Below are 22,766 nucleotides of genomic sequence, written 5' to 3' on the forward strand. Positions count from 1 at the left end.
ACTACTTCTTCTCGACCGCGTGGCCGCCGAACTGGTTGCGCAGCGCCGCGATCATCTTCATCTGCGGCGAGTCCTCCTGACGGGAGGCGAACCGCGCGAACAGCGAGGCCGTGATGGCGGGCAGCGGCACGGCGTTGTCGATGGCGGCCTCGACCGTCCAGCGGCCCTCGCCGGAGTCCTGCGCGAAGCCGCGCAGCTTGTCGAGGTGCTCGTCCTCGTCGAGGGCGTTGACGGCCAGGTCGAGCAGCCAGGACCGGATGACCGTGCCCTCCTGCCAGGACCGGAAGACCTCGCGCACGTCCGTGACGGAGTCGACCTTCTCCAGCAGCTCCCAGCCCTCGGCGTAGGCCTGCATCATGGCGTACTCGATGCCGTTGTGGACCATCTTCGCGAAGTGGCCGGCGCCGACCTTGCCGGCGTGCACCGCGCCGAAGTCGCCCTCGGGCTTGAGCGCGTCGAAGACCGGCTGCACCTTGGCCACGTGCTCCGCGTCGCCGCCGTACATCAGCGCGTAGCCGTTCTCCAGGCCCCAGACGCCGCCGGAGACACCGCAGTCGACGAAGCCGATGCCCTTGGCGGCCAGTTCCCCGGCGTGCTTCTCGTCGTCCGTCCAGCGTGAGTTGCCGCCGTCCACGACGACGTCGCCCGGCTCCAGCAGCTCGGCGAGCTCGTCGACGGTCGACTGGGTGGCGGCACCGGCCGGGACCATCACCCAGACCACGCGCGGGCCCTTGAGCTTGCCCACAAGCTCTTCGAGGCTGTGGACATCGGCGAGGTCCGGGTTGCGGTCGAATCCGACGACGGTGTGGCCGGCGCGGCGGATCCGCTCGCGCATGTTGCCGCCCATCTTGCCGAGGCCGACGAGACCGAGCTCCATCAGTTGTTCCTTAGGTCGCTGTGTGGCGTGTGGGGCACCTTCGTACCCATGTCCGAGCCTAAACCCGGACCCTCACGCACACCTGTGGGCATACGCGCTCAGACGTACGACTCCACCTGGGGGTTCGCCGATGGCTTCTCCCCAGGGACCGCCCCGGTCGTCCACCGCCTGTGGACGACCGGTCGGATCACGGCGCCCGGCGTCAGCCGCTGAGCCGCACCGGCATGATCAGGTACTTGTAGGCCTCGTCCGCCTCCGCGTCCAGCGCGGGCTTGCCGCTGAGCAGCGCGGGCTTGGTGGACGTCGTGAAGGACAGCTGGGCGACCGGGGAGTCGATGGCGCTCAGGCCGTCCAGCAGGAAGGTCGGGTTGAAGGCGATCGAGATGTCGTCGCCCTCGAGCTGGGCGTCGACCCGCTCCACAGCCTGTGCGTCGTCGCTGGAGCCGGCCTCCAGGATGAGCACGCCCTGCTCGAAGCTGAGCCGCACCGGGGTGTTGCGCTCGGCGACCAGGGCGACGCGCTTGACGGCCTCCACGAAGGGGGCGGTCTCGATCACGGCGACGGAGTTGAACTCCGTCGGGAACAGCGTGCGGTACTTCGGGAGGTCGCCCTCCAGGAGGCGGGTCGTGGTCCGCCGGCCCGCGCCCTCGAAACCGATCAGGCCCTCACCCGAACCGGATCCGGACAGCGCCAGGATGACGCTGTCGCCGCTCGTGAGCGCCTTGGCGGTGTCCAGGAGCGTCTTGGCGGGCACCAGGGCGACCGCGGAGGCCTCCGGGTTCTCCGGCTTCCACAGGAACTCGCGGACCGCGAAGCGGTAGCGGTCGGTGGAGGCCAGCGTGACCGTGTCGCCCTCGATCTCGATGCGCACACCGGTCAGGACCGGCAGCGTGTCGTCACGGCCGGCGGCGATGGCGACCTGGGCGGCTGCGGAGGCGAAGACCTCGCCGGGGACCGTGCCCGTCGCGTTCGGCATCTGCGGCAGGGACGGGTACTCCTCCACAGGCAGTGTGTGGAGGGTGAAGCGCGAGGAACCGCAGACCACCGTCGCCCGTACACCGTCTGTGGAGATCTCCACCGGACGGTTGGGCAGGGCGCGGCAGATGTCCGCGAGCAGCCGGCCGGAGACGAGGACCGTGCCCTCCTCCTCGACCTCGGTGTCCACGGAGACCCGTGCGGAGACCTCGTAGTCGAAGCTGGACAGGCTCAGCTGGCCGTTTTCCGCCTTCAGCAGCAGGCCGGCGAGGACAGGCGCCGGCGGACGGGCCGGGAGGCTGCGTGCCGCCCAGGCCACGGCCTCCGCGAGTACGTCGCGTTCCACCCGGATCTTCACTCTTGCCGCCTCCTGCTGTTGCCGGCGCTTCTCGCCCTGCCTGGCCTTCGTCGTCTGTCTCGGTGTGGTCGGCCCCGGCGAGGGGCAGGACCAACGGGGTCCAGTCTGACGCACCGCACTGACAGTCGGTGCCCCTCGGGGTCAAGTCGTGACGAGGGGCAGTCGGGCACCGAGGAGCGAGTTGTGCACAGGACCCCCTTCTAAACGGTTTTCTCGCTCTCTCTAGTTGGGAGTAGTAGTAGGGGCTGTGGATACAGTGGATAACCCTGTTTTCGCAGCTCAGAGGCGGAATTTTATCCACCGTGCCTGTGGGCGGAGCCGGTGGACAACCGGGGCCTTCTGTGGAGAACAGAAAGTTCTGCACACTCCGTGCACAGGAGGGGGCGAGTTCTCCCCAGCGGCGTCCCCAGGTTTTCCCACCTTTCCCACAGGGCAACCCGGCACCTTCGTGTGACGCCTTTCACTCGACCCGGTGAGGAGGCGCGTCACGTTGCCGAACAGTGGACAGACGTGTGGAGAAGCCCGAGATCGCTGGGGACAAGAGGTCCCAGCCTGTGGGTTGCCGGTGGACAACTTCGTGCACAGCCTGTGGATCAATTTGTTATCCACAGGCTGTGGAGATCCTTCGTCCACGAATCCACAGCCAGGTGACCTGGTCCGATGGTCCCGCACCCGGAGCGCCTGTGGACACAGTCTGGACAACTTCCCAGTCCCCAGGGTGTGGACGGGAAAAAGTCACCGAATCTGTGGAGAGTGGCCGTAACCCGGCCGTTAATCGAACACCGGGTGAGCGGTGGACGACGGCTGCCGGCCGGGGTTCGGCCCGGATCCGGCGCCGGATCGACGCGGTTCGGGGCTCGGATCGGCCTGGATCACCCCGGGATCGGGGCGGGAGCGCCTCGGGAACGCCTCGGGAACGCCTCGGGAACGGCGCGGGAACGGCCCGAAACCGGCTGGTGAACGGCTCGAAACCAGCTCCGACCGGCTCGGGACGGGCTCGGGACCGGCCCGGAATCAAGCCCGGCTGCGGCCGCCGTCGTAGGTCGGCATGTTCCCCACGCCGCCCCGGCGAGTGCCGCGCCCCGGCGCCCGCGTCACCCCTCGCGTTCTCTCGGCGCCCGGAGCTGCCCGGTCCGGCCCGGTCCGGCCCGGTCCGGCCACGCCCTACCCGGCTTGGCGCCCCGGCCGCTCCCCGAACGACGTAGGGCGCCCCCGGAACTCTCTCCGGGGGGCGCCCTCAGCAGTGGTCGTACGGCGTTCCGCGGTGCCGTCAGCCGTTCTTGATGCGGTTGGTCAGCTCGGTCACCTGGTTGTAGATGGAGCGCCGCTCGGCCATCAGATTGCGGATCTTGCGGTCCGCGTGCATGACCGTCGTGTGGTCGCGGCCGCCGAACAGCGCGCCGATCTTCGGGAGCGAAAGGTCCGTCAGCTCGCGGCACAGGTACATGGCGATCTGGCGGGCCGTCACCAGCGCGCGTCCGCGCGAGGTGCCGCACAGGTCCTCGACCGTCAGCCCGAAGTAGTCGGCGGTGGCGCCCATGATGGCCGTCGAGGTGATCTCGGGGGCGGAGTCCTCGCCACCGGGGATCAGGTCCTTCAGGACGATCTCCGTCAGCCCCAGGTCCACCGGCTGCCGGTTGAGCGACGCGAACGCCGTCACCCGGATCAGCGCGCCCTCCAGCTCGCGGATGTTGCGTGAGATCCGGGACGCGATGAACTCCAGCACCTCCGGCGGGGCGTTGAGCTGCTCCTGGACCGCCTTCTTGCGGAGGATCGCGATCCGCGTCTCCAGCTCGGGCGGCTGCACATCGGTGATCAGGCCCCACTCGAAACGGTTCCGCAGCCGGTCCTCCAGCGTGACCAGCTGCTTCGGCGGCCGGTCGCTGGACAGCACGATCTGCTTGTTGGCGTTGTGGAGCGTGTTGAAGGTGTGGAAGAACTCCTCCTGCGTCGACTCCTTGTCCGCCAGGAACTGGATGTCGTCGACGAGCAGGATGTCCATCTCGCGGTACCGCTTGCGGAAGCTGTCGCCCTTGCCGTCGCGGATCGAGTTGATGAACTCGTTGGTGAACTCCTCGGAGCTCACGTACCGCACGCGTGTGCCCGGGTAGAGGCTCCGCGCGTAATGCCCGATGGCGTGCAGCAGGTGCGTCTTGCCGAGACCCGACTCCCCGTAGATGAAGAGGGGGTTGTAGGCCTTCGCGGGCGCCTCGGCGACGGCGACGGCGGCCGCGTGCGCGAACCGGTTGGAGGCGCCGATGACGAAGGTGTCGAAGAGGTACTTCGGGTTCAGGCGCGCGGTCGGCTCACCGGGACCGGGTGTCGGCGAGGACTTGGCCGACTGCCCGGGTCCGCCCGCGCCGGGCTGGCCGGGACCGCCCGGACCGCCGCGGTGCGGATGACCGGAACCGCCCGACGGGTCGGACAGGTCGCGCCGGCCGGAGTCGCGCTGCTCGTAGTCGGAGCGGGACTGCTCGTACTCCGGGCGCTTCTGCCGGTACGGCGACGGATCGTACGGCGGCCGCTCCATCGACTGGGGACGGTAGTCCTGCGACGGCGGGCCGTAGGAGTCCTGCTGCGACGGGGCGCCGTACGGGGCCTGGGACGCGGGCCCGCCGTACGAGTCCTGCGACGACGGCGACGCGTAGGGGTCCCGTTCCGGGAAGCCGAGCCGCTGCTGCTGCCAGCTGTGCTCGTCCTGCTGCGGCCGCGGCCAGGCGCCGGGCTCCGGACGCTGGTACTCCGACGGGTACGCGGGCCGCGCGGTGGGCATCTGGTCCGGGCGCGAGCCGGGGAGCTGGTCGCCCGGCGTCGGGGGCAGCGGCTCGGCGCGGTGCCGGCCGTAGCCCTCGTACTGGCCTTCGCGCGACGTGTCGTAACCGGTGTCGTACCGGCCGTCCCCCTGACCCTCGTACCGGTTGTCCTGGCCCTCGTAGGGGCCGGTGGGCAGCTCCGCCTCCTCGTAGCGCGACTGCTGCTGCGCGGAGGGTGCCGACGGGGCCGACGGCTCGCCCACGGAGTCGTCGACGGTGATCGCGATGCGGATGGGCCGCCCGCACTCACGGCTCAGCGTCTCGCTCACGATCGGGGCGAGGCGGCCTTCGAGGACGCCCTTCGCGAACTCGTTCGGTACGGCGAGCAGGGCGGTGTCGGCGACCAGCGCCAGCGGCTGGCAGCGCCGGATCCAGTGCTCGTCCTTCACCTCTACGCCCTGGCCGCGGCCCTCCCCGAGGAGCTGCTCCAGTACTCGTGGCCACACTGCGGCAAGATCGGCAGGCACGTCAGCCACAGGGCACGCTCTCTCGTGGGTCCCACGAACGTGTGGTTGCGGGACGGTCGGGATTCATATCGGGTGGGGGCAGGGACAAAGGAACGAATCGGAGTTCAGCCACGGTAGTCAGGGCGACGGCTGCGGTTCAAGTTGTTGTCCCCAGGCTGTGGATAGTGTCTCCCGCGACCGCCGGTTTGACCGAATGGCGCAGCCGCGCGTACCGTAACCAGGTCGAGTTGTCGATGGCTGCTGCCGCCTGCCTCCGATGGGCACAGATCACGTCAGGTGATCGGGAAGCGGTGCACTCGGGCGTTTACCGCGAGCTACCTCGTGGGCGCACGGTGACAGCCAGGACGGCACCCCGCCACCACCGATTGATTTCTGGAGCCCCCGAGTGAGCAAGCGCACCTTCCAGCCGAACAACCGTCGTCGCGCCAAGACCCACGGCTTCCGCCTGCGGATGCGCACCCGCGCCGGTCGCGCGATTCTCGCGAACCGCCGCAGCAAGGGTCGCACCAACCTGTCCGCCTGAGCCTGATCAGGTCATGACGTCGTGCTGCCTACCGAGCATCGGCTGAGGCGGCGCGAGGACTTCGCGACCGCGGTACGACGAGGTCGTCGGGCCGGCCGCCCGACCCTCGTGGTCCATTTTCGAAGCGGTGCCACGGACCCGCACGCGCCTGGGGAGAGCGCTCCCCCGACGCGTGCGGGTTTCGTCGTGAGCAAGGCCGTGGGTGGCGCGGTGGTGCGCAACAAGGTGAAGCGCAGACTGCGTCATCTGATGCGCGATCGAGTCACCCTGTTCCCCCCCGGTAGCCTGGTAGTCGTACGGGCGCTGCCCGGGGCGGGCGACGCCGACCACGCACAGCTGGCCCAAGACCTGGATGCCGCCCTTCAACGGCTACTGGGAGGGGGCGCGCGATGAAGTACCCGCTGCTGGCTCTGATCAAGCTCTACCAGTGGACGATCAGTCCGCTGCTCGGGCCGGTGTGCAAGTACTACCCGTCGTGCTCCCATTACGGCTACACGGCCATCGACCGGCACGGTGCGATCAAGGGAACGGCACTTACCGCCTGGCGGATCCTGCGGTGCAATCCGTGGTCGCTCGGCGGCGTGGACCATGTTCCGCCGCGCAAGCGCCCGCGGTGGCACGAAATGTTGCGTGACGCCTGGCGTGCACGCAGGGGCGGGACCTCCGCCGCCGAAACGGCCACCGAAGAGAAGTCGCCTTCTCCTTCGAGCCCGGCCGCAGAGACACCGTCCCATGCCCAAGGAGCATGATTAGTGGACACGATTGCCAGCCTCTTCAGCTTCATCACGACACCTGTCTCCTGGGTCATCGTCCAGTTCCACAAGGTGTACGGGTCCATCTTCGGACCTGACACCGGGTGGGCCTGGGGCCTGTCCATCGTGTCCCTGGTGATTCTGATTCGTATCTGCCTGATCCCGCTCTTCGTGAAGCAGATCAAGGCGACGCGGGCCATGCAGACGCTGCAGCCCGAGATGAAGAAGATCCAGGAGCGCTACAAGAACGACAAGCAGCGTCAGTCCGAAGAGATGATGAAGCTGTACAAGGAGACGGGTACCAACCCGCTCTCCTCGTGCCTTCCCATCCTGGCGCAGTCCCCGTTCTTCTTCGCCCTCTACCACGTGCTCAACGGCATCGCCAACGGTGACACCATTGGCGTGATCAACGAGAGCCTGCTGGCGAGCGCGCAGAAGGCGCACATCTTCGGGGCCCCGCTGGCCGCGAAGTTCACGGACAGCGCCGCGGACCTGGTGCCCTTCGACGCCTCGCTGACCAACGTCCGCATCGTGACCGCGATCATGATCGTCATGATGTCGGCGTCGCAGTTCTTCACGCAGCGCCAGCTGATGACGAAGAACGTCGACACCTCGGTGAAGACCCCGTTCATGCAGCAGCAGAAGATGCTGATGTACGTCTTCCCCGTCATGTTCGCCGTCTTCGGCATCAACTTCCCCGTCGGTGTCCTCGTCTACTGGCTGACCACCAACGTGTGGACCATGGGCCAGCAGATGTACGTGATCCGCAACAACCCGACCCCGGGTTCCAAGGCGCAGGCCGCGTACCTGGAGCGTCTGTACAAGCACGTCACGCACCACGGCAAGACCCGCAGCCGCGGCGAGAAGGCCATCGTCAAGGCCATCGTGGCCAAGGGCCGCGAGCGCAACGACGCCGAACGCAAGTTCATCAACGGTCTCACCAAGGCGGGCTTCGCCGCCCACGCCGACGGCACCGTGATCAAGAGCGAGGCCCAGGCCGCGGCTCAGGCCGAGGACGGCACGCCGACGAGCGCGGCCGCCGCCAAGCGCCAGCAGCCCAAGCGGCAGTCGAAGTCCCAGCGTCAGTCCACGGCCCCGACGAAGGACGGCGGCGAGAGCATCTCGCTGACCAAGTCCGACGAACCGGAGGACGCCAAGCCCTCCGGAGCCGCCGGCACGGCCAAGCAGGCCGGTCCCAAGCCCAGTGGCGGAAGCCGCAGCAAGGCCCAGTCCGGGCAGCGCAAGGGCGGCCCGCAGCGCCCCAAGTCCCCGTCCAAGAAGTAAGAAGGAGCCCATCCCGTGACGGAAGGCACCACCTCCGCTGCTGCCGAGGGTGCAGACACCCTGTCCCACCTGGAGCAGGAGGGTGAGATCGCGGCGGACTACCTCGAGGGTCTGTTGGACATCGCCGATCTCGACGGCGACATCGACATGGACGTCGAGGCCGATCGCGCCTCTGTGTCGATCATCAGCGACGCGGGCCCCCGTGACCTGCTGAAGCTGGTCGGCCGGGACGGCGAGGTGTTGGAGGCGCTCCAGGAACTCACGCGCCTGGCCGTACACCGCGAGACCGGTGACCGCAGCCGCCTGATGCTGGACATCGCGGGGTACCGAGCCCAGAAGCGTACGGAGCTCTCCGAGCTGGGCGCCAAGGCCGCCACCGACGCGAAGAACAGCGGCGAGCCGGTCAAGCTGGACCCGATGACGCCCTTCGAGCGCAAGGTCGTTCACGACGCGGTCAAGGCCGCCGGACTGCGCAGCGAGTCCGAGGGCGAGGAGCCGCAGCGCTTCGTCGTCGTCCTGCCCAACTGATTCGGTACGTACGTGTTCCCGGCCCCGTCTGTCGCGCAGACGGGGCCGATCTTTGTCAGCCCGGTAGTTTCTGGTGGTCGGCGCTCGCAGCGCTGATGCGGTACGGAAGGACGGTCCCCGTGACGGAGGCAGCGGAGCTCCCCCCTGCGCCTGAGGTGGCACGAGAGGTGTTCGGCGATCGCTTCGGCGATGCGGTCCGATACGCCGAGCTCCTGGCCGAGGCAGGCGTGCAGCGTGGGCTCATCGGCCCACGAGAGGTACCCCGCCTCTGGGAGAGGCACATGCTGAACTGCGCGGTGCTCTCCGAGGTCGTGCCCGAGGGCGTGACCGTGTGCGACGTCGGTTCGGGTGCCGGTCTGCCCGGCATTCCCCTGGCGCTCGTGCGGGAGGACCTGAAGATCACCCTGCTGGAGCCGCTTCTGCGACGCACCAACTTCCTCGCCGAGGTCGTCGAGCTCCTGGGCCTGGACCATGTGACGGTCGCGCGTGGCCGTGCCGAGGAGGTCATGGGCACGATGCACCCGGTGCACGTGGTCACCGCCCGTGCGGTGGCGCCTCTGGACCGTCTGGCCACCTGGGGCATCCCGCTGCTGCGTCCTTACGGCGAGATGCTCGCCCTCAAGGGCGACACCGCCGAGGAGGAGCTGAAGAGCGCGTCCACGGCTCTGAGCAAGCTCGGAGCGGTGGGCACCTCGATCCTGCATGTGGGTGAGGGCGTGGTGGATCCGCTGTCCACGGTGGTGCGGGTCGAGGTCGGGGAGAGCCCGGGCGGTGTGAGGTTCGCCGCCAAGCGCGCCAAGGCGGCCCGTACCAGTCGAACGCGCCGACGCCGCTGAGTCGTACTCCACACAAGCTGCCAAACCAACGCATCACGGAGTGTCGCGAGGGGTCCGGCCGCCGACGCTGTGCATCGTGTTTCACGTGAAACGTCGCTCCTTGCTCCACGGCATCATCAGCCGCGGCCGCGCCGCAGCCGAACCCCGCGACCGTAAGCCTCTCGGTTCACTCGATGAGGGACGGGAGTTGTCCACAGTGGTGGATTTCTCCACAGAGGACCAGGCCTCACTGGTTCGCGACCCCGAAGACATGGGAGGCTCTGTTCATTGCGAGCCTGAAGTCGAGGAGAGTGAATCCTTGCGGTCCGACGCCAACATCGCGGGACCGATGACCGATCCGGTCCCCGGTCCCCGTACCGAGTCGTTTGGGGAGGATGTTTCACGTGAAACACCGCCCCCCATGGACGACACCCCGATCGGTCGTGCTGCCCAACTCGCTGTGGAGGCTCTGGGCCGCGCCGGCGAGGGTCTGCCACGTCCTGAGCAGACCCGTGTGATCGTCGTCGCCAACCAGAAGGGTGGGGTGGGCAAGACGACGACGACCGTCAACCTTGCCGCGTCCCTGGCCCTGCACGGAGGCCGGGTCCTGGTGGTCGACCTCGACCCCCAGGGCAACGCGTCCACCGCCCTGGGAATCGACCACCATGCCGAGGTCCCGTCCATCTATGACGTGTTGGTGGACAGTCGCCCCCTCGCGGAAGTCGTTCAGCCCGTCCCCGATGTAGAAGGCCTCTTCTGCGCTCCCGCCACGATCGATCTCGCCGGCGCGGAGATCGAGTTGGTATCCCTGGTGGCACGTGAGAGCCGCCTCCAGCGAGCGATCCAGGCCTACGAGCAGCCGCTGGACTACATTCTCATCGACTGCCCGCCGTCTCTCGGCCTGCTGACGGTCAACGCGATGGTGGCCGGTGCCGAAGTCCTCATCCCGATCCAGTGCGAGTACTACGCTCTGGAAGGTCTGGGGCAGTTGCTGCGCAACGTCGACCTGGTGCGGGGACACCTCAACCCCACCCTGCATGTGTCGACGATTCTCCTCACCATGTACGACGGCCGGACGCGCCTTGCGTCGCAGGTCGCGGAGGAGGTGCGCACCCACTTCGTGGAGGAGGTGCTGCGGACGAGCATTCCCCGCTCGGTCCGCATCTCCGAGGCGCCGAGCTATGGACAGACGGTGCTGACCTACGATCCGGGATCGAGTGGTGCTCTCTCCTACCTTGAGGCAGCACGAGAGCTGGCCCTGAGGGGTGTCGGGATCAGCTACGACGCGACACACGCCCATATCGGGGCCCAGAACAACGCGAACATGGTGGAGGGCATTCAGTGAGTGAACGACGGAGGGGGCTGGGCCGCGGTCTTGGCGCACTGATCCCTGCTGCCCCGACGGAGAAGACGCCGGCGCAGGCCGCGATGGGCGGTGGAGGATCCATGTCCCCCGCGGCCGTACCGGTTCTGACGACCGACCGCGGGGTCGCCGCGGCGAAGGTGGCCGCGCTGCTGCCTGTTTCACGTGAAACAGAGGAAGTGTCGGCGAACGGCTCCGTGGAGATGCCCGCGCCGCCCATCGGCGCGCACTTCGCCGAGATTCCCCTGGACCACATCGCGCCCAACCCGCGTCAGCCCCGCGAGGTCTTCGACGAGGACGCGCTGCACGAGCTCATCACCTCCATCAAGGAGGTCGGTCTGCTCCAGCCGGTCGTCGTACGCCAGCTGGGCCCCGCGCGCTACGAACTCATCATGGGTGAGCGGCGCTTCCGGGCCTGTCGTGAGGCCGGCCTGGAGGCGATCCCGGCGATCGTGCGGGCCACGGACGACGAGAAGCTTCTCCTGGACGCCCTTCTGGAGAACCTCCACCGGGCCCAGCTGAACCCGCTGGAAGAGGCAGCCGCCTACGACCAATTGCTCAAGGACTTCAACTGCACGCATGACCAGCTGGCGGATCGCATTGGCCGATCCCGTCCGCAGGTTTCCAACACGCTGCGTCTGCTGAAGCTCTCGCCGGCGGTTCAGCGCCGGGTCGCGGCCGGAGTGCTCTCCGCCGGTCATGCTCGGGCCCTCCTCTCGGTCGATGACTCGGAGGAGCAGGACCGGCTGGCCCACCGCATCGTGGCTGAGGGGCTTTCGGTCCGGGCCGTCGAGGAGATCGTGACCCTCATGGGCTCGCGTCCGCAGGCGGCTCAGCGTGCCAAGGGGCCGAGGGCCGGCGGTCGGGTCTCCCCGGCGCTGACCGATCTCGCGAGCCGGCTCTCGGACCGCTTCGAAACCCGGGTGAAGGTCGACCTGGGCCAGAAGAAGGGCAAGATCACCGTCGAGTTCGCCTCCATGGAGGACCTGGAGCGCATCCTCGACTCGCTCGCGCCTGGCGAAGGCCCCGTCCTGCAGAAGGGTCTCGTGGACGGCGACGCCGAGGAGTCGGAAGACTGAGCTGCGGCGTGGTCGAGGATGTGTCGGCCGTGGGACCTGTGAGCGAGCCGTGTCCGGTGTGCCCCGGAACACGGCTCGCTCTTTGCTTTCAGGCGGTATCGATGGAATCGCATCGTGGATACGATGCGAGTGGGGTTGTGGCGCATCCACCTGGCAGTACCTCGGAGCAGGAGGCGGGGGCCATGCGAACGATGAGCCGAACCGGACTGGTGAGCGCCGGGCTCGGACTGGGCGCGGTCGGCGGCTTCGTCGGCAGCCTACTCAGGGAACGGGGCGCGCTGACAGCCGCCCGCGACGCTGCGAGCGAAGGAAGCGAGGAACAGCCTTCATGGGGCGTCGGCTCGTACCGCTCACGCTGGACAACCTTCAAGACCTTCCCAAGCGCTGTCGGGCGTGTGTCTTCTGGGAGCTGGACCCCGTCAGCAGTGCGGCCGCGGTAAGAGCGGGCACGCCCGCTCTGGAGAAGGAGTCCTGGATCTCCGCTGTCCTGCTGGACTGGGGATCGTGCGGCCGGGTCGTCTACGTGGACGACGTGCCCGTGGGGTTCGTGCTCTACGCGCCGCCCGCCTACGTTCCTCGCTCGACGGCGTTTCCCACGAGCCCTGTGTCGCCGGACGCTGTGCAGCTGATGACCGCGTTCATCATGCCGGGTTACCAGGGCCAGGGGCTCGGTCGCGTGATGGTCCAGACGGTCGCCAAGGATCTGCTGCGGCGGGGCTTCAAAGCGATCGAGGCATTCGGCGACGCCCGCTGGAAGGAGCCGGCCTGTGTGCTCCCCGCCGATCATCTGCTGGCGGTGGGCTTCAAGACGGTGCGTCCTCATCCCGCTCATCCTCGGATGAGGCTGGAGCTGCGGACGACGCTCTCCTGGAAGGAAGACGTGGAGATGGCGCTCGACCGGTTGCTGGGAGCCGTCCAGAAGGAGCCGGCGCTGCGCCCGCTCTGAAGATTCCGGTAGAGCAATGGGCCAGCCCCTGAGGGCTGGCCCATTGGTGTTTCACGTGAAACATCGGCCGTCGGCGGGACGGCTCAGCGTGTCACTCGGAGATGAAGGTCTCCAGGTCGCGGACGAGCGCGGCCTTCGGCTTGGCACCGACGATGGTCTTGGCGACCTCGCCACCCTGGTACACGTTCAGCGTCGGGATGGACATGACGCCGTACTTGGCAGCCGTGCCCGGGTTCTCGTCGATGTTGAGCTTGACGACCTCGATCTTGTCGCCGTGCTCGGCGGCGATGGCCTCGAGGGAGGGGGCGATCTGACGGCACGGGCCGCACCATGCGGCCCAGAAGTCCACCAGGACGGGCTTGTCGCTCTTGAGGACGACCTCTTCGAAGTCGGCGTCGGTCACATTCTTCAGGGTGCCGGCCACAGGGGGCTCCTTAATTCTGCGCGGTGGGGGCGGGAGAGGGTCAGACGGAGGTCTTCTCGGGCTCGGCCTGCTCCTCGTCCGCGAGGGCGGCGAGGTAGCGCTCGGCGTCGAGAGCGGAGGAGCAGCCGGTGCCGGCCGCGGTGATCGCCTGGCGGTAGGTGTGGTCGACCACGTCGCCGGCGGCGAAGACACCGGTCAGGTTGGTCCGGGTGGAGGGCGCGGCGACCTTCAGGTAGCCCTCCTCGTCCAGGTCGAGCTGACCCTTGAAGAGCTCGGTGCGCGGGTCGTGGCCGATCGCGATGAACAGGCCGGTGACCGGGAGGTCCGAGAGCTCACCCGTCTTGAGGTTGCGCAGCTTCAGCCCGGCCAGCTTCGGGTCGCCCTCGATCTCGGCGACCTCGCTGTCCCAGACGAACTTGATCTTCGGGTCGGCGAAGGCGCGCTCCTGCATCGCCTTGGAGGCGCGCAGGGTGTCCCGGCGGTGGACGATCGTCACGGACTTGGCGAAGCGGGAGAGGAAGGTGGCCTCCTCCATCGCGGTGTCCCCGCCGCCGATGACGGCGATGTCCTGGTCCTTGAAGAAGAACCCGTCACAGGTGGCACACCAGGAGACACCACGGCCGGAGAGGGCGTCCTCGTTCGGCAGACCGAGCTTGCGGTGCTGGGAGCCGGTGGTCACGATGACGGCCTTGGCCCGGTGGATCGTGCCCGCGGTGTCCGTGACGGTCTTGATCTCACCCGTGAGGTCGACGGAAACGATGTCGTCGGGGATCAGCTCGGCACCGAAGCGCTCGGCCTGGGCGCGCATGTTGTCCATGAGCTCGGGGCCCATGATGCCGTCCTGGAAGCCGGGGAAGTTCTCCACCTCGGTGGTGTTCATCAGAGCGCCGCCCGCGGTGACGGCGCCTTCGAACACGAGCGGCTTCAGCGACGCGCGCGCGGTGTACAGCGCCGCGGTGTAGCCGGCGGGCCCGGAGCCGATGATGATCACGTTACGGACGTCGCTCACGGCTTGTTTCCTCGTCTCTGGACTACATCGGTTGAGCGGTGGGAGCTACTTGGACTCTCACCCCACCCAACGGATCCTAAGGGGCGTGCATTCCCGGTGTGTCCGGGCACACGAAGGGACGACACCGTAGGGGATGCGGGGGAGACGCGAAGCTGCGGCGAGACGGGACGTCGGTCGTCAGCGTCGCGTGTAGGAGTTCTTCAGCAGAACCTTCGCCGGACCTGATGCCGGGTGATCCACACAGGTCTTGTCCATGATGTAGGCGTCGATCCGCGTGCTGTCGGATGCGTTCGGAAGGACGACCAGCAGGGAGTCCGTCCCCTGGTAGGTGCCGTCCTCGACGGCGAGTGCCGCATCGCTGCGGCCGATGCCCTGCTGTACACACGAAGGCACCACAGGCATCCGGAGGATCTTGGGTGAGGCGTCGCCGGGCGACGCGGCGTCGGATTGCCCTTGGATGCCCAGGCTGTGCGAACTACGGGTGTCCGTGGATTTGGCGAGGAGGTCGATGACCTGTCCCTCCAGCCGGCTTGCGGAGAAGGTGTCCGGCCCCGTCGACTGATGGGCCGAACCACCCGACCCTCCGCCGTCCATGAGCGAGGACACCAGGACGGAACCGAGTCCCAGCGCCGCGGCCGTGAGTACCGCTCCCAGCACAGCGATCTTGCGGCGGCCACGCCGCTTGCGGTCCTTGCGGCCCGGACCGGTGGTGGCTTGGGCGTGCCCGGCGGGCCGGTCGGTCGCCGTCGTTGTTTCACGTGAAACATGGAGCGCGTCGGTGTCGGTCGTCGCCATCGCCGCGACGCCGATCGCCGGTGAGACGTCTGCGCCCTCCGGCGCCGTCGCGTTCGACAGTGCCTCGGCGGCGAGTGCGGCCTCGATGCGGTGGGCGACATCGTCCGGCATGTGCGGTGGCTCGGGGAGGGCGCCCAGGAGGCCACGGATCTCCTCGAGCGACGCGTGGACGTCCGCGCAGAGTTCGCAGGTGTCCAGATGCCGGCGCACGTCGGCGCTTCGGGAGGGAGTGAGCATGCCCTCGGTGAGGTCGGAGATCTCCGCGACGTCCGGGTGCCCGGTCGTGTCCGTCGTCGAGGTCACGCTCGCCCACCTCCGCCCTTCACAGCAGCTGAATCGCCTGTCCCGGCGTTGCCCGGCCCCTCGTCCCGAGGTTCCGCTGTCGGTGGGACGGATGTCCCCTGCGCCCGGTTCCGTCCTGTGCCGTTTTCTCTGTCGCCGCCGGTGCCCTCCGGTCGCAGATGGGTGAGAAGCGGCAGGAGTCTGGCTCTGCCCCGGGCGCAGCGGCTCTTCACCGTCCCGGTCGGCACGTCGAGCACGCGGGCGGCCTCGGCGACCGGGTAGCCCTGCATGTCCACGAGAACGAGGGCGGCGCGCTGGTCGGGAGGGAGGGTGCCGAGCGCTTCGAGGAGCTGGCGGTGCAAATCCTTGCGTTCGGCGGGAGCGGACGCCGACTCGTGCGGCTCGAGCAGCTGCTCCAGTCGCTCGGTGTCGTCCACCGGCGAGGTCTTGCGGGACGCCGCTTTGCGGGCGCGGTCCAGACAGGCGTTCACGGTGATGCGGTGCAGCCAGGTCGTCACGGCGGACTGGCCGCGGAAGGTGTGGGCGGCCCGGTAGGCGGACACGAGGGCGTCCTGGACGGCGTCAGCGGCCTCCTCGCGGTCTCCCAGCGTGCGCAGGGCCACTGCCCAGAGGCGGTCGCGGTGGCGCCGTACGAGCTCACCGAAGGCGTCGGGGTCGCCCTCTACGTGGCGGGTGAGGAGGTCCTGGTCGCCAACTCCGTCGTATCCGGCGCTTTCCGCCATCGGACCCCCTCCCCCTTCGGTGAGACGTCAGCCCGTGAACTTCACGTCGGTGATGGCCTGCTTGAAGCCGGAGTCGCTGTACTGATCACCCGACGCATAGGGCGCGGCGGTGATCCATACGAGAACGTATCGCGTCTTCACCGGTGTCTTGGCGGGGATCTTCAGTTCCAGACCGGACGTCTTGGCCTCGGCGATCTTCGTCATGGACTTGAGGGACGCCGAGGACGAGAGCGAATCGGCCGCGTAGAGGCTCACGGCGGTGTGGTCGCCGTCGTAGCGAAGCCCTATCGAGGCAGCCGAAACGCTCTGCTCGGAGCCGAGATCGTAGACGATGCCCACACCCTGCTTGTACGGCGCGAGCACGGGCCCGCCGTCGAAGGAGTACGACCGCCAGTACGTGGAGCTGTCGTTGTCGTAGGTCAGCTTCGCGTCATCGGGGTGCTGGGGCTTGCCGTCCGGGTAGTACTCGGCGGCATCGTGGATCTTGAGTGTGGTGACCGGCTTGGGCGCGGTGCTGTTCTTGTCGCCCTCGTCCGTCGTCTGGGTCTGGTTCGTGTCCTCGGACTGGCTCTGGTCCATCAGCGCGTCCGCCAGCTGCCAGCTGCCCAGGCCGAGGGCGGCGATGAGGAGCGCGGAGACCGCCCACTTCAGCGCCTTCCCGGTGCGGCTCTGCAGCGGGGGCGGCGGGGTCGCCACCTGCTGGGTGACGCCTGGGTGCGGCGCGGGACGGCCGTAGGTGCCCTGCTGGTACGTCGTGCGCTGGTACTCGGGCGGGGCGGTGAACGCGGGCTCCGGCGGGCGGATGCGGGGCATCTCCCCGATCGCCTTCACCAGCTCCTCCGGCGTCGTGCAGGCAGCCTCGTGCCGGGACGCGGTCGCGCCGTCGTTGACGAGGGCCCGCATCGCCAGTTCCGACAGACCCCGGTGGACACCGGCGCGCACCTGGTCGGGGGCGATCAGACCGACGTCCTTGGGCAGCCCCGAGAGGCCGTAGGCGTCGTTCTCGTACGGCCAGCGCTGGGTCAGCGCCGCGTACAGCAGAGCGCCGATCGCCTCGGTGTCGGTGCGCTGAGGGGTGTCGGTGGTGACACCGCGCAGGGCGGCGTTCACCGCGAGACCGCGGACGCGCCACTGGCCCGAGGAGGTACGCAGAACGGCGTTGGGGTTCAGACGCAGATGTGCCAGGCCTTCGCGGTGGGCGGCGGCCATGGCGGAGGCGATCTGACTCACCATCTGGTAGGCGTCGTGCGGCTCCAAGGGGCCGGCCGCGAGCAACGCGGTCAGCTCGGTGGCGTCGGGCAGCCATTCGTGGACCACGTAGACGAGGTCGTTCTCCTCGACAGCGTCCAGTACTTGGACGAAGCGGGGGTCGCCGAGCAGGGCGGACGAGCGGGCCGCCGCCAGCACCGAACGGGCCCGGGTGTGGTCCGCGGGCAGGATGTGGACGCCCACGGCACGACGGAGTTTCTCGTCGACCGCACGCCAACTGCTGAAACCGTCCAGACGGGTGACGCACTCTTCGAGGCGATAGCGCCTGGCGAGCTTGTGACCGCTGTGCAGTTCCGGCGGTGAGGCCTTCCCGGGACGCTCCGCCCCGCCGCTCCCCTGTGCCTCGTCGCTGTCCGTGTCCTGCTCCAGATTCGTGACCACCCCGTCGGCCGTGGACTGGTCCGCTTGTGCGGTCAGCGGCTTGTCACCGCTGTTGTCTGCCACGTCGACGGCAGCTGTGCTCCGTTCCGCCACCGTCGTTCCTGCCTCCCCATTCAGTGCGCGCCGTCCGACCCCGTGCGCGCCGTGCGACGCCGAACCCAATTGTGCCCACAGTCCGGCGCTATGCACGACACACGGCGGCGGACGATGGTTGTGCGCCTACCCCCTGTCTCAGCGACCCAGGCGTCCGCGGACCATGCCGACGAGCGAATTGAGCTCCTCGATGCGCATGCGGCGGGCGGCGACGAAGAAGATGCCGAGCAACAGGACCCCGCCGGCCAGCAGCGCGGCGAAGGAACCCAGAACGCCCTGGCCCACGCTGTGGCCGATGCCGTAGCAGGCCGCGCCGCTGATCAGGGCCGCCGGAACGGAGGCGATGCACAGCCGGGCGTAGGTCCGCAGGACATGGGAGCCGTCGAGGTCGCCCCCGAGCCGCTTGCGCAGCCTGTTCCACGCGACGCCGACGCCGATCGCGTACGCCAGGCCGTAGGAGGCCGCCATGCCGACCACGGCCCAGCGCGCGGGAAGGACGAAGTAACAGATCGCCGAGGCACTCGCGTTGACCGCGGCCACGATGACGGTGTTGTAGAAGGGCGTCCGGGTGTCCTCGTAGGCGTAGAACGCGCGCAGGACGACGTACTGGACGGAGTAGGGGATCAGGCCGAGGCCGAAGGCCATCAGCATGAAGCCCATGTTCGTGGCCTCGCTGATACCGGAGGAGCCGAAGATCAGCGTGCACATCGGGATGCCGAGCGCGAGGAAGCCGAAGGCGATCGGGACGATCGCGACGGCCGTGGTGCGCAGGCCCTGGGAGATGTCGTCGCGGACCGCGCCGGCGTCGCCCTCGGCGGCCGAGCGGGAGATCCGGGGCAGCAGGGCGGCCATCAGGGAGACGGTGATGATGGCCTGCGGCAGTCCCCAGATCAGCTGGGCGTTGGCGTAGGCGGAGAACCCGGTGCCGTCGAGCGGCGAGTCCTTGCCCGCCGACGTGGAGAGCTGGGTGACGACGAGCGCGCCGGCCTGGTTGGCCAGGACGAACAGGACGGTCCACTTGGCGAGGGTCGCGGCCTTGCCGAGGCCGTGGCCCCGCCAGTCGAAGCGCAACCGCAGCCGGAACCCGGTCTCGCGCAGGTACGGGATCATGGCGAGGGCCTGCACGACGAGGCCGAGCAGGATCCCGATGCCGAGGAGCCGCTCACCTTCCGGCGGGATCGTGGTGACCTTCATGCCGGAGTCGGCGGCGGTGCCGTAGACCCAGATGAACATGCCCAGCGTCACGATGATGACGATGTTGTTGAGGACCGGCGTCCACATCATCGCGCCGAACTTGCCGCGGGCGTTGAGGATCTGCCCCATCACCACGTGGACGCCCATGAAGAAGATCGAGGGCAGGAAGTAGCGGACGAAGGTGATGCCGACCTCGTTGGCCGCCGGGTCGCCGGCGACCGGGGCGGACAGGAGACGGATCAGGACCGGCGCGGCGGCGACCGCAGCGACCGTGAGCAGGCCCAGCGCCACCATGACCAGCGTGAGCAGGCGGTTGGCGTACGCCTCGCCGCCGTCCTCGTCCTCCTTCATCGCCCGCACGAGCTGCGGCACGAAGACGGAGTTGAGGCCGCCGCCGACCGTCAGGATGTAGATCATCGTGGGCAGCTGGTAGGCGACCTGGAAGGTGTCGCCCAGCAGCCCGACGCCCAGCGCCGAGACGATCAGCGCGGAGCGGACGAAGCCGGTGAGGCGGGACACCATCGTGCCCGCGGCCATGACGGCACTGGACTTCAGCAGGCCGCCGGCGCGTCCGCCCTTCTTCGCGGCGGGGGCGGCCGCGGCGGGGGGCGCGGCCGGTGTGGCCGTGAGGTTCATGGTCTGGTCCGCGTTCGACGGCGGTCCCATCGGGGCCTGGTACGCCGGCACGCCGCCCTGCCCGCCCGGGGCGGGCGTCGGACCGGGTACCGACGCGGACTCGGCCGAGCGGACGCCGCTCTGCTGCTGGTCCCGGAACAGGTGGGCGAAGGCGTCGGGCTGGTGCTGCTCCTCACCCGAGTGCGTCATCAAGTCGTCCACGCCCACGAACTGCGTCGTGCGGGGGTCGTCGCCGTACGGCAGATACTGCGTGGGGCCCTCCGGCTCGGGCGCCGGGGTCTGGGCCCACACCCGCGGGTCGGGGGCGTACGGGGACTGCGGGGGCCGGCCGTAGAGCGGCTGCTGCGGCTGTTGCATGCCCGGCGGGGGCGGCGGGTGTGCGGCACGATCGTAGAGCGCCTCGGCGACCGGGTCCTGCGCGGTGAGGTCCTGGGCCCGGTAGGGGTCCTGGTCGTAGGCGTCCTGGAGGTACATGTCCGCCGGGTGCTGCGGCGGCACCTGGCCGTGCTCGGGCGGCGGGCCCTCGGGGTGGCCCGAGCCGCCCGCGGCCTGGCCGCGGTCACCGTCGTACGGCGCGTTCATGGTTACCCCACCTCATCGTCCCCGGCCCACCGGCCACGGCATCCTCAACGGTCCACTCTCTCACCCGTGCCGGACGGGTCGGCGCTTTCCACTGCGGTGTCCGATGTCTCGTCACTCGGCTGCTCCGGGTCGGCTGCCCCTGCTCGGCCGCCGGACTCTTTCTCGGGACGGTTCTCGTCGTTTCCGGCGTTCTCGGGGCCGTCGGCGGGCTCGCCCGCCTCGCCGGCACCGTCCTCGCCTACTTCTTCGGTCTCGTCGTCGGTCTCCGCGGCTTCACGGGCCGCGGCACGCTTGCGCTGGGTGTACATGCGGAAGCCGGCCAGCACGAGGAGCAGGACGCCGCCGCCGATGACCAGCATCACCGTGGCCGTGATCTCGGTGACGCGCACGTCGAAGGTGACCTCTTGGCCGTACTTCTGGCCGTCCTCGGTGTACAGCTGGGCGACCACCGTCGTCTGGCCGTTGACCTTGGCGGACGTGCTGAACTTCACCGTCGAGGTGTGGCCGCCGGACACCGTCACCGACTGCTCGGCGTAGGCCTCGTCGGAGATCTCGAGACGGGTCGGGTTCTTCGAGGTGAGCCGCAGGATCAGGTGGTCGACGCCCTGCACCAGGTTGTTCTGCACGGTCACCGGGATCGTGGCGCTGCGCCCGGAGAGCTTGGTCTCCGACTTGTCGATCAGCTTGACCTGGCCGGTCAGGGTGTCGAGGTAGGCCTGCACACCCTGCCGGAACGAGCTCGCGGCGGTGCTCCGACCCCGCCAGGACGTGGACATCTCACGGTTTATGGCCCGCCCGAAAGGAGTCACCACCCGGGCCTCGTTGGCGAGGATCACCTTGAAGTTGTCGAGTTTGTCCTGCGTGTACGCGATCTGCTCGAAAGCCGATCGGGGCAGCTCCTGCTTGCGCAGCGAGGAGGGGTACGCCGATTTCGGCTGCACCTTCGTGGCGGCGCCCGGGTCGGGCTTGGCCTTGGCGGCCGCCGCGAGCTGCTGGGACTGCGACCAGGTGCCGCCCTGGAGCGTGGTGACGGCCCGTGCCAGCGCCCGGGCCTGGCTCGCGGTCGGCATGCGCTGCGGGGCCACGACGACGCTGCGCTGCTTGCCCGTCTGAAGGGTCAGCTCCAGGCTCTGCGCGAGGAACTCCTGCAGGGCGAGCGTGGACGTGGAGGCCTTCGTCTGATCGCCCTTGAAGGCCGTCGACAGCCGCGCGTCCGCGACCACCGCCGTGGTGCCGCCGCCGATGGGCCGGGCCGCGGAGGGGGTGTAGGTGAGATCACCGCTCTCCGTCAGGCTGTCGCTGCGCGCGATCACCTTGTCGGCGCCAGCCGAGGTGGCGACCTTGACGATCGACGGGTCGACGGCGCCGTCCACCGGCCAGGCGAAGTCGGTGTTCGGAGTCACATGGAGAACGGTCTCCACGGTGGTGGCGGCGACATCGGTGGCCGCCTTGAGCTGGCTCAGCGAGCCGGCGACACCGGTGCCGTTGTGGGCGAGCGAGGCAAGATCGGGATCGGCGAAGGGCAGCGCGACGACCTCCTTGCCGAGCACCGCGTCCTGGAGTTCGTCGAGCCACTGCTTGGCGACCGCCTGGTGGGTGCCGGCCGTGGTGGTGTCTCCGTCGCCCCGGACCCGGTAGCTGCCGGTCATGGCGTCGACGGACGCCAGCAGGTCCGGGTCGATCACCCAGGTGACGTCGAGCTCCCTGCCCAGGCTCAGGAGCTGCTCCAGGCGGCCGCCGGGCGAGAGCTCCTCGGCCAGGTCGTCGTTGAGGAAGACCGGCGTCTGCTGCGCGTTCGAACCGGTCTCCGCCGACATGTGGACGGTGGAGACCAGCGGCCACAGCACCGTCGTCCTGGTCGGGGTGTCCGCCTCTTCGGGCTGCCACGGCAGGAAGGTCCGCTGGACGCCCAGCACCTGCTCCCACGGCTGCGCCGACGTCTCGCCCGCGAGGGAGACACCGAGCGGGTAGACGCCGTCGTCGTCCAGGTCGAGCTTGTCGACCGGGACGGAGATGCTGAAGTGCTCGGACACGCCCGGTGTGAGCTTGGCGAACTCGGTGACGTACTTGCCGCCCACCTCGGAGCCGTCGTCGCCGGAGAGGGCGTCCGACCGCTTGGCGGCGCTGTCGATCGCCGAGCGGGTGGTGAGAGCGGAACCCACCCGCAGGCCCACGTGCGCGTGGGTGACGGCCTGCTTGCCCTTGTTGGTGACCGTGCCGGAGACCGTCAGGGTGTCCCCGTCGGTGGGAGCGGCGGGGCTGAGCGAGTCGACGGTGACGGCCACCGTGCCGGCGTCGGAGGCCTCCTTGGCGGAAGTCCGGCCGGCGGCCTGCGCGGGGGTGGCGGGCAGCTGGAGCAGACCGGCCAGCAGGGGCGCCCCGGCGAGCAGTGCGCCGGTGCGCCGCAGCCACCGACGGGCAGGTGAGGGAGTCATCCCCGGAAAGTCTGCCGCCTCGGCCACGCGTTCGCCCGTCCCTCGTCGTCGTCAGTGGTCGTCGGAATGTGCGTCCACGCATGGTAACGATGCGCGCTGAGGGGAAGTGCCGCGGACTGCTCCACAAGATCGTGGAAGCCGAC

General features: G+C 69.0%; 19 protein-coding genes. 9 read left to right on the plus strand and 10 right to left on the minus strand.

Annotated elements, in window-relative coordinates; genetic code table 11:
• Nucleotide 1 precedes the first annotated feature (1 nt).
• The 3 genes from gnd to dnaA all read right to left on the minus strand — a co-directional run bounded on the left by gnd (nt 2) and on the right by dnaA (nt 5,499).
• On the minus strand, nt 2-877 hold the full coding sequence (gene gnd / locus OG440_RS18475; protein WP_327184024.1) for a phosphogluconate dehydrogenase (NAD(+)-dependent, decarboxylating): 876 nt from the start codon (nt 875-877) through the stop codon (nt 2-4).
• Nucleotides 878-1,079: 202 nt separating this feature from the next.
• Entirely contained in the window at nt 1,080-2,210 is a 1,131-nt protein-coding gene (gene dnaN, locus OG440_RS18480; RefSeq protein ID WP_351761957.1) for a DNA polymerase III subunit beta, read from the minus strand.
• A 1,270-nt stretch (nt 2,211-3,480) separates the two neighbouring features.
• Nucleotides 3,481-5,499: a chromosomal replication initiator protein DnaA gene (gene dnaA / locus OG440_RS18485; RefSeq protein ID WP_406007919.1), complete on the minus strand. Its 2,019-nt coding sequence runs from the start codon at nt 5,497-5,499 to the stop codon at nt 3,481-3,483.
• A gap of 376 nt (nt 5,500-5,875) precedes the next feature.
• Here dnaA and rpmH point away from each other — a divergent pair, with 376 nt between their 5' ends.
• From rpmH to OG440_RS18530, 9 genes are all read left to right on the plus strand, one after another.
• Nucleotides 5,876-6,013, plus strand: a complete 138-nt coding sequence (gene rpmH / locus OG440_RS18490) for a 50S ribosomal protein L34 (protein WP_020130646.1) — start codon at nt 5,876-5,878, stop codon at nt 6,011-6,013.
• 21 nt (nt 6,014-6,034) lie between these two features.
• Complete coding sequence (gene rnpA / locus OG440_RS18495; RefSeq protein ID WP_406007920.1) at nt 6,035-6,406, plus strand: ribonuclease P protein component; 372 nt, start codon at nt 6,035-6,037, stop codon at nt 6,404-6,406.
• The gene (gene yidD / locus OG440_RS18500) at nt 6,403-6,762 is read left to right on the plus strand and encodes a membrane protein insertion efficiency factor YidD (RefSeq protein WP_406007921.1); all 360 of its coding nucleotides are present in this window, start codon (nt 6,403-6,405) and stop codon (nt 6,760-6,762) included. Before rnpA ends, yidD begins: the two co-directional genes overlap by 4 nt.
• Before the next feature lie 3 nt (nt 6,763-6,765).
• Nucleotides 6,766-8,049 carry a membrane protein insertase YidC gene (gene yidC / locus OG440_RS18505; RefSeq protein WP_406007922.1) on the plus strand — a complete coding sequence of 428 codons (1,284 nt, stop codon included), beginning with the start codon at nt 6,766-6,768 and terminating at the stop codon, nt 8,047-8,049.
• A gap of 15 nt (nt 8,050-8,064) precedes the next feature.
• Nucleotides 8,065-8,577: a protein jag gene (locus OG440_RS18510; protein WP_406007923.1), complete on the plus strand. Its 513-nt coding sequence runs from the start codon at nt 8,065-8,067 to the stop codon at nt 8,575-8,577.
• Nucleotides 8,578-8,696: 119 nt separating this feature from the next.
• Nucleotides 8,697-9,413, plus strand: a complete 717-nt coding sequence (rsmG, locus tag OG440_RS18515) for a 16S rRNA (guanine(527)-N(7))-methyltransferase RsmG (protein WP_406007924.1) — start codon at nt 8,697-8,699, stop codon at nt 9,411-9,413.
• Between the two features lie 250 nt (nt 9,414-9,663).
• Nucleotides 9,664-10,737, plus strand: a complete 1,074-nt coding sequence (locus tag OG440_RS18520; RefSeq protein WP_406011390.1) for an AAA family ATPase — start codon at nt 9,664-9,666, stop codon at nt 10,735-10,737.
• Entirely contained in the window at nt 10,734-11,834 is a 1,101-nt protein-coding gene (locus OG440_RS18525; RefSeq protein ID WP_406007925.1) for a ParB/RepB/Spo0J family partition protein, read from the plus strand. Before OG440_RS18520 ends, OG440_RS18525 begins: the two co-directional genes overlap by 4 nt.
• A 328-nt stretch (nt 11,835-12,162) precedes the next feature.
• Complete coding sequence (locus OG440_RS18530; RefSeq protein ID WP_054242119.1) at nt 12,163-12,780, plus strand: GNAT family N-acetyltransferase; 618 nt, start codon at nt 12,163-12,165, stop codon at nt 12,778-12,780.
• A gap of 91 nt (nt 12,781-12,871) precedes the next feature.
• Here OG440_RS18530 and trxA read toward each other — a convergent pair whose 3' ends face one another.
• The 7 genes from trxA to OG440_RS18565 form a co-directional block, all read right to left on the minus strand.
• Nucleotides 12,872-13,204: a thioredoxin gene (trxA, locus tag OG440_RS18535; RefSeq protein WP_062644855.1), complete on the minus strand. Its 333-nt coding sequence runs from the start codon at nt 13,202-13,204 to the stop codon at nt 12,872-12,874.
• A 40-nt stretch (nt 13,205-13,244) separates the two neighbouring features.
• Nucleotides 13,245-14,213: a thioredoxin-disulfide reductase gene (gene trxB / locus OG440_RS18540; RefSeq protein ID WP_406007926.1), complete on the minus strand. Its 969-nt coding sequence runs from the start codon at nt 14,211-14,213 to the stop codon at nt 13,245-13,247.
• 177 nt (nt 14,214-14,390) lie between these two features.
• Nucleotides 14,391-15,311, minus strand: coding sequence for an anti-sigma factor family protein (locus OG440_RS18545; protein WP_406007927.1), 921 nt, complete (start codon nt 15,309-15,311; stop codon nt 14,391-14,393).
• Nucleotides 15,308-16,033 (minus strand): RNA polymerase sigma factor SigM, encoded by a 726-nt coding sequence (sigM, locus tag OG440_RS18550; RefSeq protein ID WP_406007928.1) that lies wholly within the window; start codon nt 16,031-16,033, stop codon nt 15,308-15,310. Before sigM ends, OG440_RS18545 begins: the two co-directional genes overlap by 4 nt.
• Before the next feature lie 27 nt (nt 16,034-16,060).
• Nucleotides 16,061-17,776: a protein kinase family protein gene (locus OG440_RS18555; protein ID WP_406007929.1), complete on the minus strand. Its 1,716-nt coding sequence runs from the start codon at nt 17,774-17,776 to the stop codon at nt 16,061-16,063.
• 138 nt (nt 17,777-17,914) lie between these two features.
• The gene (murJ, locus tag OG440_RS18560) at nt 17,915-20,188 is read right to left on the minus strand and encodes a murein biosynthesis integral membrane protein MurJ (protein ID WP_406007930.1); all 2,274 of its coding nucleotides are present in this window, start codon (nt 20,186-20,188) and stop codon (nt 17,915-17,917) included.
• Nucleotides 20,189-20,232: 44 nt separating this feature from the next.
• Nucleotides 20,233-22,650 carry a DUF6049 family protein gene (locus OG440_RS18565; protein WP_406007931.1) on the minus strand — a complete coding sequence of 806 codons (2,418 nt, stop codon included), beginning with the start codon at nt 22,648-22,650 and terminating at the stop codon, nt 20,233-20,235.
• Nucleotides 22,651-22,766: the final 116 nt, after the last annotated feature.

Source organism: Streptomyces sp. NBC_00637 (assembly GCF_045161545.1).
Taxonomy (GTDB): domain Bacteria; phylum Actinomycetota; class Actinomycetes; order Streptomycetales; family Streptomycetaceae; genus Streptomyces.